General features: G+C 44.9%; 17 protein-coding genes. 16 read left to right on the top strand and 1 reads right to left on the bottom strand.

Annotated elements, in window-relative coordinates; translation table 11 throughout:
• Positions 1-27 precede the first annotated feature (27 nt).
• The 5 genes from yajC (at position 28) to R7E51_RS21760 (ending at position 4,231) form a co-directional block, all read left to right on the top strand.
• Positions 28-357 carry a preprotein translocase subunit YajC gene (yajC, locus tag R7E51_RS21780; RefSeq protein ID WP_005381725.1) on the top strand — a complete coding sequence of 110 codons (330 nt, stop codon included), beginning with the start codon at positions 28-30 and terminating at the stop codon, positions 355-357.
• A gap of 21 nt (positions 358-378) precedes the next feature.
• Positions 379-2,235, top strand: a complete 1,857-nt coding sequence (gene secD / locus R7E51_RS21775; protein WP_005381724.1) for a protein translocase subunit SecD — start codon at positions 379-381, stop codon at positions 2,233-2,235.
• A gap of 14 nt (positions 2,236-2,249) precedes the next feature.
• The gene (gene secF / locus R7E51_RS21770) at positions 2,250-3,197 is read left to right on the top strand and encodes a protein translocase subunit SecF (RefSeq protein ID WP_005383689.1); all 948 of its coding nucleotides are present in this window, start codon (positions 2,250-2,252) and stop codon (positions 3,195-3,197) included.
• A gap of 164 nt (positions 3,198-3,361) precedes the next feature.
• Positions 3,362-3,778 (top strand): hypothetical protein, encoded by a 417-nt coding sequence (locus tag R7E51_RS21765; RefSeq protein WP_017633921.1) that lies wholly within the window; start codon positions 3,362-3,364, stop codon positions 3,776-3,778.
• 141 nt (positions 3,779-3,919) lie between these two features.
• Positions 3,920-4,231, top strand: a complete 312-nt coding sequence (locus R7E51_RS21760) for a hypothetical protein (RefSeq protein WP_017633920.1) — start codon at positions 3,920-3,922, stop codon at positions 4,229-4,231.
• Between the two features lie 70 nt (positions 4,232-4,301).
• On the opposite strand, the gene suhB is transcribed toward R7E51_RS21760, so the two are convergent.
• Positions 4,302-5,105 (bottom strand): inositol-1-monophosphatase, encoded by an 804-nt coding sequence (gene suhB, locus R7E51_RS21755; RefSeq protein WP_005381722.1) that lies wholly within the window; start codon positions 5,103-5,105, stop codon positions 4,302-4,304.
• Between the two features lie 231 nt (positions 5,106-5,336).
• On the opposite strand from suhB, the gene trmJ reads away from it, so the two are divergent.
• The 11 genes from trmJ to ndk all read left to right on the top strand — a co-directional run bounded on the left by trmJ (position 5,337) and on the right by ndk (position 13,765).
• Complete coding sequence (trmJ, locus tag R7E51_RS21750; protein WP_017633919.1) at positions 5,337-6,056, top strand: tRNA (cytosine(32)/uridine(32)-2'-O)-methyltransferase TrmJ; 720 nt, start codon at positions 5,337-5,339, stop codon at positions 6,054-6,056.
• 125 nt (positions 6,057-6,181) lie between these two features.
• A complete protein-coding gene (iscR, locus tag R7E51_RS21745; RefSeq protein WP_005381720.1) occupies positions 6,182-6,688 on the top strand; it encodes a Fe-S cluster assembly transcriptional regulator IscR in 507 nt (168 codons plus the stop codon).
• Between the two features lie 28 nt (positions 6,689-6,716).
• Positions 6,717-7,931 carry an IscS subfamily cysteine desulfurase gene (locus R7E51_RS21740; RefSeq protein WP_005381719.1) on the top strand — a complete coding sequence of 405 codons (1,215 nt, stop codon included), beginning with the start codon at positions 6,717-6,719 and terminating at the stop codon, positions 7,929-7,931.
• A gap of 38 nt (positions 7,932-7,969) precedes the next feature.
• On the top strand, positions 7,970-8,353 hold the full coding sequence (iscU, locus tag R7E51_RS21735) for a Fe-S cluster assembly scaffold IscU (protein ID WP_005381718.1): 384 nt from the start codon (positions 7,970-7,972) through the stop codon (positions 8,351-8,353).
• Positions 8,354-8,423: 70 nt separating this feature from the next.
• Entirely contained in the window at positions 8,424-8,747 is a 324-nt protein-coding gene (iscA, locus tag R7E51_RS21730) for an iron-sulfur cluster assembly protein IscA (RefSeq protein ID WP_005381717.1), read from the top strand.
• Between the two features lie 55 nt (positions 8,748-8,802).
• Positions 8,803-9,318, top strand: a complete 516-nt coding sequence (hscB, locus tag R7E51_RS21725) for a co-chaperone HscB (RefSeq protein WP_033905803.1) — start codon at positions 8,803-8,805, stop codon at positions 9,316-9,318.
• Between the two features lie 21 nt (positions 9,319-9,339).
• A complete protein-coding gene (gene hscA / locus R7E51_RS21720; RefSeq protein ID WP_017820567.1) occupies positions 9,340-11,193 on the top strand; it encodes a Fe-S protein assembly chaperone HscA in 1,854 nt (617 codons plus the stop codon).
• 13 nt (positions 11,194-11,206) lie between these two features.
• Positions 11,207-11,545, top strand: coding sequence for an ISC system 2Fe-2S type ferredoxin (gene fdx, locus R7E51_RS21715; protein WP_005381713.1), 339 nt, complete (start codon positions 11,207-11,209; stop codon positions 11,543-11,545).
• Positions 11,546-11,589: 44 nt separating this feature from the next.
• Positions 11,590-11,784 (top strand): Fe-S cluster assembly protein IscX, encoded by a 195-nt coding sequence (iscX, locus tag R7E51_RS21710; RefSeq protein WP_005381711.1) that lies wholly within the window; start codon positions 11,590-11,592, stop codon positions 11,782-11,784.
• A 161-nt stretch (positions 11,785-11,945) separates the two neighbouring features.
• Entirely contained in the window at positions 11,946-13,244 is a 1,299-nt protein-coding gene (gene pepB, locus R7E51_RS21705; RefSeq protein WP_005381709.1) for an aminopeptidase PepB, read from the top strand.
• A gap of 95 nt (positions 13,245-13,339) precedes the next feature.
• Entirely contained in the window at positions 13,340-13,765 is a 426-nt protein-coding gene (ndk, locus tag R7E51_RS21700) for a nucleoside-diphosphate kinase (protein WP_005381702.1), read from the top strand.
• Positions 13,766-13,902: the final 137 nt, after the last annotated feature.

Below are 13,902 nucleotides of genomic sequence, written 5' to 3'. Positions count from 1 at the left end.
TCAATAAAATATAATGAGGATGTTTTAATGTTTATTTCTCAGGCTCACGCAGCAGCAGAAGGCGCGCCAGCAGGCGGTGGTTTTGAAATGCTAATCATGCTTGGCATGTTCGCAGTGATCTTTTACTTCATGATTTATCGCCCACAAGCGAAACGCGTAAAAGAACACAAAAACCTAATGGCTTCTATGGGCAAAGGCGACGAAGTTTTAACTAGCGGTGGCCTAGTGGGTAAAATCACTAAGATTGCTGAAGACAATGACTACATTTCAATTGAGCTTAACGCGAACAATGAAGTAGTAATCAAGAAAGACTTCATCACTGCAGTGCTACCAAAAGGTACGCTTAAGTCTCTATAAAACAGCTAAAGGATCCTCGCTGTGCTAAACCGTTATCCATTATGGAAGTACTTGATGGTGCTTTTTGCCATCATCACCGCTGCGTTATACGCACTTCCAAATATCTACGGTGAAGATCCGGCTATTCAAGTTACAGGGGCGCGTGGCGCCTCTGTAGATATGTCAACGCTGGATGCTGTCACTACTGCTCTTAACAAAGAGCAACTTTCTCATAAATCCATTGCTCTCGAAGATGGATCAATTCTTGTTCGTTTTAACGACACTGACACACAAATCAGTGCTCGTGATGTCATCAGCGAAGCGCTAGGCAAAGACACAATTGTTGCACTTAACCTTGCACCTTCTACACCCGATTGGCTAGAAGCGATTGGCGCGTCACCATTGAAGCTAGGTCTTGACCTTCGCGGTGGTGTTCACTTCTTAATGGAAGTGGATATGGATGCAGCGATGGAAAAGCTTGTTGGTCAACAAGAAGAAGCTTTCCGTAGCGAACTTCGTGACGCCAAGATTCGTTACCGTGCAATCCGCCCTTCTGGAAAAGAAGCGGTAGAAGTGTTGTTGCGTAACGAAGAGCAATTAGCAGAAGCGAAAGCAACGCTAGAAAAGAATCACCCGGACATGATTTTTGTCGATTCTGATTCAAATGGCCGTTACGCTCTTACTGCAACCTTTACTGAGCAACGTTTACAAGAGATCCGTAACTATGCTGTTGAGCAAAACATTACGATTTTACGTAATCGTGTCAACGAACTAGGTGTTGCGGAACCATTGGTTCAACGTCAAGGTGCTAGTCGCATTGTAGTTGAACTGCCTGGTGTTCAAGACACTGCTCGTGCAAAAGAAATTCTCGGAGCTACGGCAACGCTTGAATTCCGTGAAGTTGATGATAAAGCTGACCTATCGGCAGCGGCAAATGGTCGTGCGCCAGCAGGTAGTGAAATCAAGATGGACCGTGATGGTCGCCCAGTTGTGCTTAAGAAGCGCGTTATTCTTGGCGGTCAAAGCATCACAGATGCAAGCTCAAGTGTTGATGAATATGGTCGTCCACAAGTTAACATCTCGCTAGACAGCGAAGGTGGTAATAAGATGTCTGCGTTCTCTAAGAAGAACATTGGTAAGCTAATGGCTACCGTGTTTGCAGAATACAAAGACAGTGGCCGTCGTACGCCTGAAGGCAAAGTTATTCTGGATAAGCATGAAGAAGTCATCAACCAAGCAACGATTCAATCGGCTCTTGGTCGTAACTTCCGTATCACAGGTATCGACTCTGCTGCAGAAGCACACAACCTAGCACTTTTACTACGTGCTGGTGCACTGATTGCACCTATCTCTATCGTTGAAGAACGTACCATTGGTCCATCAATGGGCCAGCAAAACATCGATATGGGTATCCAAGCATGTATCTGGGGTATGGTTGCCGTAATGCTATTTACGCTGCTTTACTACCGCGGCTTTGGTTTGATTGCAAACATTGCTCTAATGGCAAACTTAGTGCTTATCATTGGTGTTATGTCGATGATTCCAGGCGCTACCATGACGCTTCCGGGGATAGCCGGTATCGTGTTAACAGTCGGTATGGCAGTTGATGCGAACGTACTGATCTTCGAGCGTATCCGTGAAGAAATTCGTGATGGACGTAGTCCACAACAAGCGATTCACCAAGGTTACGCGAATGCATTCAGCACGATTGCTGATGCGAACATCACAACACTAATTACTGCAATCATTCTATTTGCGGTCGGTACAGGTGCGGTGAAAGGTTTCGCAGTTACTCTATCTATCGGTATCTTAACTTCAATGTTCACCGCCATTATTGGTACACGTTGTATCGTGAACCTGATCTACGGTGGCAAACGCGTTGATAAATTGTCGATCTAAGGCTGGGAATTAATATGTTTCAAATTCTAAAAGCAGAGAAGACGATCGGCTTTATGCGTTGGTCGAAAGTAGCATTCGTTTTTTCAATTATAATGATTGCTGCTTCTATCTTCACTTTGTCAACCAAGTGGCTTAATTGGGGTCTAGATTTCACTGGCGGTACTCTTATCGAGGTCGGTTTTGAACAGCCAGCAAACCTTGAAGAGATTCGTGCAGCACTAGATTCAAAAGGCTTTGGCGATGCGACAGTACAAAACTTCGGTAGTGCTCGTGAAGTCATGGTTCGTCTTCGTCCACGTGATGACGTTTCTGGTGAAACGCTAGGTAACCAAATCATTGGTGCTATCAAAGATGGTACTGGCGAAAGCGTAGAAATGCGTCGTATAGAGTTCGTAGGTCCCAACGTTGGTGATGAGCTAACAGAAGCTGGTGGTCTAGCGATCTTGGTATCGCTGATCTGTATTCTGCTTTATGTATCGATGCGATTTGAATGGCGTCTAGCGGCTGGTGCGGTAATGGCATTGGCTCACGATATAATTATCACGCTAGGTGTCTTCTCGTTTCTACAAATTGAAGTTGACCTGACTATCGTAGCTGCGCTACTGACGGTTGTGGGCTACTCACTCAACGATACCATCGTTGTATTTGACCGGATTCGTGAAAACTTCCGTAAGATGCGTAAGGGTGAACCTTCAGACATTATGGACGCCTCAATCACTCAAACGTTGAGCCGTACATTGATTACATCTGGTACGACGTTGTTCGTGGTAATTGCACTGTTCATGCAGGGTGGTGCTATGATTCACGGCTTTGCAACCGCACTTTTACTCGGTATCACTGTAGGTACTTACTCTTCTATCTACGTAGCATCAGCACTGGCTCTAAAACTGGGTATCCAGAAAGAGCACTTGATGCCACCTCAAGTAGAAAAAGAGGGTGCAGAGTTCGACGAAATGCCATAAGGCAGATTGAGAACCGAAAACAAAAACCGCTGAACAATCAGCGGTTTTTTTATGCCTGATAGATTTGAAAGTTTCATTTTTTTTTGAGGTACTTCCAGCTTGAATTGTAGTTTTTTGATTGAGTTGAATATCGGAAGTATGTTCAACAATTTCGGGAGGAAATAATGTCAAGGCAAGCTGAAATAAAAGTACAGTTACTGAAGTTTGTAGAGATTTCTTACAAGCACAATAAAGGTGTTACCACCAAGCTAGTTACTGGAGGGAAAAGGTTCAAGTTAGCAGTTGATGAGTCAGGTAAAGTAACTTTATCTGGTGAGCTTGGATTTACTAAGTTTGAAGTTTCAAAAGAAATGGTTGAAGAGCTGGGCATAAAATTAAAAGCCGTTTCTGTTACTTTTAAAACTACTCGTGATGGTGTTTTGACATACAGTGGGAGTGTTTCTCTTTTTGGTGTTGTTTCCTTTGGAGTTACTGGGCAGGTAAATGTCCGTGAGCTTTTAGAGCAGTGCGAGTGGGGGCTTTGTAAGTACAGATTTAAGCCGAGTAAAATTGATCAAGCGCTCCGTGAAGCTGGGGTTTAGTTGGTTATGCTAAATAGAATTCTACCTATTCCGGTTTTACTAAGTGTTTCAACGCCCTGCATCGCAAGTCCACTCCACGATACTTACCTTGATATACGTAATAATTTATACAAGATGCAGTATATAGAGGTGGTAGAAGCTATGGCAGGACCAAATCTATCGATTGAAGAGCTGAACAGTATTAAGTCTCACCCAATAAAATTTGGTCATCAATTTCCATTTTTATCATCTATCCCATCAAGTTTGGTTACAGAGCTGTCTTACTTTGAAGAGTACAGTGAGGATGGAGGAGTTGGATGTCTTTCTGTAAACGGCTTTGGTGATGTATACCAGCCAGTCACGGTTTCGCTGCAGTTTTTAATGAAGGAACAAATATGGAAGGTTAAGCACGTAAAAATAGACCACTTATCTGACTACGACCGTTTCTACAAACAGGCTGATTGTTCGAAATAAAAAAGCCCCGCTCAATGAGCGGGGCTTTCTAAAGTCATCAGCGTGACGGGCTATATATGACTTTCAAATCTTACTTAAGGATCGCGCTGTTACCGTTTTCGCGGATGTGCTTAAGGATAGATTTTACGCCACGAGCGCTTGAAGCAACGATGTTACCAGACTTCATGTAGTCAGTGCCGCCAGCAAAGTCTGTTAGGATTGCGCCAGCTTCACGAGCAATAAGCTCACCTGCTGCCATATCCCAAGGTTTTAGGCCTAGCTCGAAGTAACCATCAACACGGCCAGCAGCCACGTAACAAAGGTCAAGAGCAGCAGAGCCGCTACGACGGAAATCAGCACATTCAGTGAATAGCGCACCAACGATCTTGATGTAAGACTCAGCGTGTTGTTTCTGCTTGAATGGGAAGCCTGTTGCTAGAACAGTACCTTGAAGGTCTTTTAGTTGAGCAACACGAATACGTGCACTGTTTAGTTGAGCGCCGGCACCGCGTTGTGCAGTGAATAGCTCGTTTTGCATTGGATCGTAAACACAAGCAACTTCAGTTTTGCCCTTAATACGAACAGCGATAGAAACCGCGAAAGTTGGGTAACCTTTTACAAAGTTAGTGGTGCCATCCAGTGGGTCGATGATCCATTGTACGTCTTTATCTTTACCTTCGATAAGACCTTGTTCTTCAGCAACGATACAGTGCTCAGGGTAAGACTGCTTGATAGTATCGATGATGATGTATTCTGCTTCTTTGTCTACGTTAGTGACAAAGTCATTAGTGCCTTTAAGAGTAGATTCTACTTTATCAGTGTTTTCTAATGATTTAGCAATATGATTGCCTGCCTTTCGCGCAGCGCGAATAGCAATGTTTAGCATTGGATGCATACGAATTTCCCAACGGATGTTAAAGAACAAATGAAAGCGGCGGCGAGTATACCAGAGATAATCAAAAAGGGAAGTGGTTATTTTTTACTCTAATTGCGGCCGACTGAGTGTACAGATCATACTGCGGACGAGAACAATAACCAAGAATGAGAAGAGAGGTCTGCTTGCCTCTAGGGTGTCTTAAAAAACTATGATAACATTCTGCGGTTTTAATTTAGGTAGCAAACACAGATGTTGGATCAAGTAAAAATTGTACTCGTAGGTACCTCTCATTCAGGCAATATTGGCTCAGCAGCTCGAGCAATGAAAGTGATGGGTTTAAACCAACTAGTATTAGTCGATCCACAATGTGAAGTGGATGAACAAACTCTTGCTTTAGCTGCGGGTGCTGGTGATATTGCTCAAAATGCAAAGATTGTCGGCACATTAGAAGAAGCGGTTGAAGATTGTGGCCTTGTTGTGGGTTCTAGCGCCCGCTCTCGTACATTAGAATGGCCAATGCTCGAGCCACGTGAATGCGGTGAGAAATTTGCAGTTGAAGGCCGAAAGCATCCGGTTGCGCTCGTGTTTGGCCGAGAAAGAACTGGTTTGACAAACGAAGAGCTACAAAAGTGCCACTACCATGTTTGTATTCCCGCTAATCCTGAGTACAGCTCGCTTAACCTAGCGATGGCTGTACAAACTCTCAGTTACGAAGTGCGAGTTGCACACTTGAACTTAGAGCAAAGCCAGTTTTCCCCAAATGAATCGGAAGAATACCCGCGTCATCGAGAACTCGAATTGTTCTTCGAGCATCTTGAAAAGGTGATGGTTGAGACCCAGTTTATTAACAAAGAGCAACCTGGACAGGTGATGAATAAGTTGCGCCGTTTGTTCTCTCGTGCTCGACCAGAAACCCAAGAACTTAATATTCTACGAGGCGTTTTGACTTCGATAGAAAAGAAGTTCTGAGTGAATAATAACCACTTTAGATGTGAGGATGAATACCTGAGTAAAATGGTCAAATAAATACTTGACCAAATTACTCAGGTATGGAAAAATCTTAACCATTACAAACCATGTGGATACGGTGTGGTATGAAACTTACATCTAAAGGAAGATATGCGGTGACAGCCATGCTGGATGTGGCACTGCATTCGCAACAAAACCCTGTACCTCTGGCTGATATTTCAGAGCGTCAAGGGATCTCGCTCTCTTACTTAGAGCAGCTATTTTCAAAATTGCGTAAAGCAGGTCTCGTTGCCAGCGTTCGTGGCCCTGGTGGTGGTTACCGACTTGGTGCCGACGCTCACAGTATCGCTATTGGTACCGTGATTGCTGCCGTTGATGAGTCAGTAGATGCAACCAAATGCCAAGGTAAAGGAGATTGCCAAGGTGGAACACGTTGCCTTACTCACACGCTGTGGCGTGACCTAAGCTCTCGCATTAGTGACTTTTTGAATAACATCACTCTTGGTGAGTTGATGACAGACAATGAAGTACTCGAAATTTCTGATCGTCAGGACATTGATCTGGCGGTAACCCATGGGCTATCAAACAAAAATACAACCGCCGCGCCCATCGGTGTAAACGTCCGCTCTTAGCGGTCAGCTTTTTACATTGGAGTAGAGAATGAAACTGCCGATTTATCTTGATTATTCCGCTACATGTCCAGTTGATCCACGTGTTGCTGAAAAAATGGTTCAGTACATGACAATGGATGGCACATTTGGCAACCCAGCGTCACGTTCGCACCGTTACGGCTGGCAGGCAGAAGAAGCGGTCGATACTGCTCGTGAGCAAATTGCTGACCTTCTAAATGCAGATCCTCGCGAAATCGTATTTACATCTGGTGCGACAGAATCAGACAACCTTGCGATTAAAGGTGCAGCGCACTTTTACTCGAAGAAAGGCAAGCACGTAATCACTTGTAAAACAGAGCACAAAGCCGTTCTTGACCCATGTCGTCAACTTGAGCGTGAAGGCTTTGAAGTGACTTACCTTGAGCCAGAATCAAATGGCTTGATCGATCTAGAGAAGCTTAGAGCAGCCATGCGTGATGACACCGTGCTTGTGTCTATTATGCATGTAAACAACGAGATTGGTGTGGTTCAAGACATTACAGCGATCGGCGAACTGTGCCGTGAGCGTAAAATTGTTTTCCACGTGGACGCTGCGCAATCTGCAGGTAAATTACCAATCGACGTTCAAGAGATGAAAGTTGATCTAATTTCACTTTCTGCTCACAAAGTTTACGGTCCTAAAGGTATCGGTGCACTTTACGTACGTCGTAAGCCTCGTATTCGTCTTGAAGCGCAAATGCACGGTGGCGGTCATGAGCGTGGTTTCCGCTCTGGTACACTACCTACTCACCAAATCGTAGGCATGGGTGAAGCATTCCGCATTGCAAAAGAAGACATGCAAAAAGATTACGATCATGCTTTAGCGCTTCGTAACCGTCTTTTTGATGGCGTGAAAGACTTAGAAGCAGTGACGGTAAACGGTGACTTTGAGCAGCGTGTACCACACAACCTAAACATCAGTTTCGCATTCGTAGAAGGTGAATCACTACTAATGTCGCTTAAAGATCTAGCGGTATCTTCTGGTAGTGCTTGTACGTCTGCAAGCCTTGAGCCTTCTTACGTTCTTCGTGCCCTAGGCATGGATGACGAATTGGCTCACAGCTCGGTTCGTTTCTCGTTTGGTCGTTTCACGACTGAAGAAGAAATTGATTACGCAATTGAACAAATCCGCGTTGCAGTGACTAAGCTACGCGACATGTCTCCTCTATGGGATATGTACAAAGAAGGGATTGATTTGAGCACTGTTGAATGGGCTCACCATTAATCTCAGGGATTGAAATAGAGGATTCGAGGTAATTTATCATGGCATACAGCGAAAAAGTAATTGATCACTACGAGAACCCACGTAACGTTGGTTCATTCGATAAAGAAGATCCATCAGTAGGTAGCGGCATGGTTGGCGCTCCTGCGTGTGGTGACGTAATGAAGCTTCAAATCAAAGTGACACCTGAAGGTATCATCGAAGATGCGAAGTTCAAAACATACGGTTGTGGTAGTGCAATCGCATCAAGCTCACTAGTAACTGAGTGGGTAAAAGGTAAGTCAGTTGATGAAGCGGCAGCAATTAAAAACTCTGAGATTGCTGAAGAGCTAGAGCTTCCACCAGTGAAAGTTCACTGTTCTATTCTTGCTGAAGATGCAATCAAAGCAGCGGTTGCTGACTACAAGAAAAAACACCAAGAATAATTATTCCGTAATATAATGGGAGCTTTGACGCTCCCATTCCAATCGAAATTTAGACAGACTAAGGTGCAGTATGGCCATCACAATGACAGAATCAGCGGCAAGTCGCGTAAGAGCATTCCTAGATAACCGAGGCAAAGGTATCGGTTTACGTCTTGGAGTGAAGACGACTGGCTGTTCCGGCATGGCATACGTACTTGAGTTTGTTGATGAGCTCAATGAAGAAGACGAAGTATTTGAACTCTCTGGAGTGAAAATTATCATCGATCAAAAGAGCTTAGTGTACCTAGATGGTACTGAATTGGATTACGTGAAAGAAGGGTTGAATGAAGGTTTTGAATTCAACAACCCTAACGCGAAAAGTGAATGTGGTTGTGGTGAAAGCTTCAACGTCTAATTGATTGTCCTTCTGGGCAAACGAGTCCGGAAGGCTTTACTAGGACCCGAACTTAATGAATCACTTTGAATTATTTGGGCTACCAAGTCAGTTTAAGCTGGATGGTAGCCTTCTTTCTTCTCAGTTCCGAGAACTACAAAAACGCTTCCACCCGGATAACTTTGCAACGGGCTCAGAACGTGACCGTTTGATGGCGGTGCAAAAGGCGGCGCAAATCAACGATGCCTATCAAGTTCTGAAAAATCCTATTTCTCGCGCCGAGTATATCCTCGCAGAGCAAGGTGTTGAGATCCGAGGTGAACAGCAAACAATGCAAGATCCGATGTTCTTAATGGAGCAAATGGAACTGCGCGAAGAACTGGAAGAGATTGCTGACAAGTCCGATCCTGAATCGGCGCTTTTTGACTTCGACTCTAAGGTCAGCAAAATGTACAAACAGCATCTGGCAAGCGTCGAGCAAGAGCTTGATGATGGTCTATGGGCTGAAGCCGCAGACCGAGTTCGTAAGCTAAAATTCATTGCCAAACTAAAGAACGAAATTGAGCTAGTCGAAGACAAACTCCTCGGCTAGTAAGCGTGACAAGGACCTATCATGGCACTACTTCAAATCGCAGAACCGGGCCAAAGCTCGGCACCTCATGAGCATAAGTTAGCAGCGGGTATCGACTTAGGTACTACCAACTCTTTGGTTGCTTCTGTACGTAGCGGCGATGCAACTCCACTTGCGGACGAGCAGGGCCGTACTATTTTACCTTCAGTCGTTAATTACGCTGAGGAAACGTTAACGGTCGGCCACGAAGCCAAAGCCAAAGCAGAGTTTGAACCAGAGAACACGATTATCTCTGTAAAACGTTTGATCGGTCGTTCATTAAAGGACATTCAGTCCCGTTACTCTTCACTTCCTTATCGTTTTAAAGAGAGTGAAAACGGCCTGCCAATTTTGCAAACACCTCAAGGTGACAAAAACCCGATTGAAGTATCTGCGGACATCCTAAAAGTATTGGGTAAGCGAGCTGAAGATACGTTAGGTGGTGAGTTAGCAGGTGTCGTTATTACCGTTCCTGCTTACTTTGATGACGCGCAACGTGCAGGTACAAAAGATGCGGCGAAATTAGCTGGTCTTCATGTTCTCCGTCTACTTAACGAACCAACCGCTGCGGCAATTGCTTATGGCCTAGACTCAGGTCAAGAAGGTGTGATTGCGGTTTACGATCTAGGTGGCGGTACTTTTGATATCTCTATCCTACGTTTATCGAAAGGCGTATTTGAAGTATTAGCAACAGGTGGCGACTCTGCATTAGGCGGTGACGACTTCGACCATTTATTTGCCGATTATTTAATGGAGCAAGCGGGTCTAGAAGCGCCGCTTTCTGCAGAAAAGAACCGTACACTGTTGAACATTGCTACTGAAGCTAAGATTGCTTTCTCTGAGCAAGACAGTGTTGACGTTGACGTTTTTGGTTGGAAAGGCACCGTGACTCGCGAGCAGTTCGAAGATCTGATTCGTCCGCTAGTGAAGAAAACACTGATGTCTTGTCGTCGCGCATTAAAAGATGCGGATGTCGACGCAGATGAAGTACTCGAGGTCGTCATGGTTGGTGGCTCAACCCGTACATTGCTGGTTCGTGAAATGGTAGGCGAGTTTTTTGGTCGCACACCCCTGACAAGCATTAACCCTGATGAAGTTGTTGCAATCGGCGCGGGTATCCAAGCAGACATTCTCGCGGGTAACAAGCCTGACTCTGAAATGTTGCTTCTTGATGTGATTCCACTGTCGCTCGGTATTGAAACCATGGGTGGTTTGGTCGAGAAGATCATCCCCCGCAACACTACGATTCCCGTTGCGCGTGCGCAAGAATTTACCACATTCAAAGATGGCCAAACGGCGATGAGTGTTCATGTGGTACAAGGTGAACGTGAAATGGTTGATGACTGTCGTTCACTTGCTCGCTTCTCGTTAAAAGGTATTCCTCCGATGGCAGCGGGTGCGGCACATATTCGCGTGACTTACCAAGTTGACGCTGATGGCCTTCTTTCTGTTACGGCAATGGAGAAGAGCACTGGTGTTCAATCAGAGATTCAAGTAAAACCTTCTTACGGCTTAAGTGACAATGAAGTGGCGGATATGTTGCGTGATTCAATGACGCACGCAAAAGAAGACATGCAAGCTCGTGCCTTAGCTGAGCAGCGTGTTGAAGCCGACCGAGTGATAGAAGGTTTGATTGCAGCGATGCAAGCTGATGGTGATGACTTACTATCAGAACAAGAGAAACAAAACTTGATTAAAGCCATCGAAGCCTTGATTGAGCTGCGTAATGGTGATGATGCAGATGCGATAGAGCAAGGCATTAAAGATACCGATAAAGCGAGCCAAGATTTCGCATCACGCCGTATGGATAAATCGATTCGAGCTGCGTTGTCAGGTCAATCAGTAGACGATATATAAGAGATAAGTAGTTATGCCTAAGATTATTGTATTACCACACGACGATTTGTGCCCAGAAGGTGCAGTGTTGGAAGCAAACTCTGGTGACACCGTTCTAGACGTAGCGCTAAAAAACGGTATCGGTATTGAACATGCGTGTGAGAAGTCATGTGCGTGTACTACCTGCCACGTAATCATCCGTGAAGGTTTTGATTCACTAGAAGAAAGTGAAGAACTAGAAGACGACATGCTAGATAAAGCGTGGGGTCTAGAGCCTGAGTCACGCCTAGGGTGTCAGGCGAGAATTGCTGATGAAGACTTGGTGGTAGAAATTCCTAAATACACACTAAACCACGCTTCAGAAGATCACTAAAACTATCTTCCCAATATAGGGAAGAAGCAAAAGGAAGATGAGCAATGAAATGGACAGATTCTCGCGATATCGCGATTGAACTTTGTGACAAGTTTCCAGATGTCGATCCAAAAACAGTGCGTTTTACCGATCTTCATCAATGGATCATGGAGTTAGATGAGTTTGACGATGAGCCAAACCGTTCTAATGAAAAGATTCTAGAAGCCGTTATCATGTGCTGGATGGACGAAGCGGACTAAGTCTGTAAAACACAGCCTAGTTAACAATTCTTACTAAAAAAAGCGGACCTTTAGGTCCGTTTTTTTATCCAATTGACATTTTTGCCCTACATAATGCTAACATCCGTGAGTTATTAAAAAGAAGCAGCGTAGGCAACGCTGCTATAAGACAAGGAGAAACCATGTCTACACAGATGTCTGTATTTTTAAGTCAAGAGTCGGCAGCACCACATTGGGGTGAAAAAGCACTGCTTTCATTCGCTGAAAACGGCGCAACTATTCACTTAGGTGAAGGTCATGATCTCGGCGCAATTCAACGTGCAGCTCGTCAGCTAGATGGCCAAGGAATTCGTTCTATTTTTCTTTCTGGTGATAACTGGGATCTAGAGAGCGTATGGGCTTTCCACCAAGGGTTCCGTAACCCTAAAAAACATGGCTCAGTTGAGTGGGCAGCATTGTCTGATGAAGATCAAGCAGAGCTTCAAGCTCGTATTACTTCGACTGATTTTACCCGCGATATTATCAACAAAACGGCAGAAGAAGTTGCTCCTCGTCAGCTAGCGACAATGGCTGCTGAATTCATTAAATCTGTTGCGCCGAAAGGCACTGTGACAGCACGTATCGTCAAAGACAAAGACTTGTTGGCAGAAGGTTGGGAAGGTATTTACGCAGTAGGCCGTGGTTCTGAGCGTACTTCTGCGATGCTTCAGTTAGACTACAACCCAACTGGTGACGAAAACGCACCTGTATTCGCATGTCTTGTGGGTAAAGGCATCACCTTTGATTCCGGTGGTTACAGCTTGAAGCCTTCTACCTTCATGAGTGCAATGAAAGCAGATATGGGTGGCTCGGGTACTATCACTGGTGGCCTAGGATTAGCTATCTTGCGCGGTTTAAACAAGCGCGTAAAACTGATCTTGTGTTGTGCTGAGAACATGGTTTCTGGCCGTGCCCTTAAGCTTGGCGACATCATCACTTACAAAAACGGCAAAACCGTTGAGATTATGAATACCGACGCGGAAGGTCGCTTGGTGCTTGCAGACGGTCTTATCTACGCCAGTGAGCAAAAGCCTGAGTTAATTATTGACTGCGCGACGCTAACAGGCGCAGCGAAGAATGCGTTAGGTAACGATTACCATGCGCTAATGAGCTTTGATGATGAGCTATCGCATCAAGCCCTCACGGCGGCAAACCAGGAAAAAGAAGGCTTGTGGCCGCTACCACTTGCTGATTTCCATCGAGAAATGTTGCCATCTAATTTTGCCGATTTATCGAATATCAGCTCTGGTGATTATTCTCCAGGTGCAAGTACTGCTGCTGCATTCTTGTCTTACTTCGTTGAGGACTACAAGAAAGGCTGGTTACATTTCGACTGTGCGGGTACGTATCGTAAAGCCGCTTCTGATAAATGGGCTGCGGGAGCAACGGGGATGGGTGTTCGTACACTTGCTCGTTTCCTCAATGAGCAAGCTGGAAAATAAGATTGATTGCAGCACTCTCTTGTTTGAGTGCTGCTCTTACCCAGTAAGTCACTTTAAAAGCACAACTATTATTACAAGTACAGAAAGGAAATTTTATGGCTCTAGAAAGAACATTTTCAATCATTAAGCCTGATGCTGTAGAGCGAAACCTAATTGGTGAAATCTACAATCGTATTGAAAAGGCTGGCCTACGTATCATCGCTGCCAAAATGGTTCACCTGACAGAAGATCAGGCAAGCGGCTTTTATGCAGAGCATGAAGGTAAAGAGTTTTTCCCTCCTCTAAAAGAGTTCATGACATCTGGTCCTATTATGGTTCAGGTATTGGAAGGCGAAAATGCGATTGCACGTTACCGCGAGCTAATGGGTAAAACCAACCCAGAGGACGCGGCATGTGGCACTTTGCGTGCTGATTACGCACTCAGCATGCGTCACAATTCAGTTCATGGTTCAGATAGCCCTGAGTCTGCCGCTCGTGAAATTGAGTTTTTCTTCCCTGAATCAGAAGTTTTCTCTCGCTAACTCGTTCATGCATCACTTTTGCGTGATGATCTAGTTCGTAATAACCTCGGATTTGTCCGAGGTTTTTTATTTTCAGCCCTAAACCACCTACTTCAGTAGGTGGTTATCATCCGTTTCGGCTTTGCCTGTAAAACTAC

Origin of the sequence: Vibrio sp. Vb1166, assembly GCF_033338695.1 — a bacterium.
In the GTDB taxonomy this organism is placed as follows: domain Bacteria; phylum Pseudomonadota; class Gammaproteobacteria; order Enterobacterales; family Vibrionaceae; genus Vibrio; species Vibrio alginolyticus.
The sequence above is the reverse complement of the archived record's forward strand: the minus strand, read 5'-3'. Positions and strand labels throughout refer to the sequence as shown.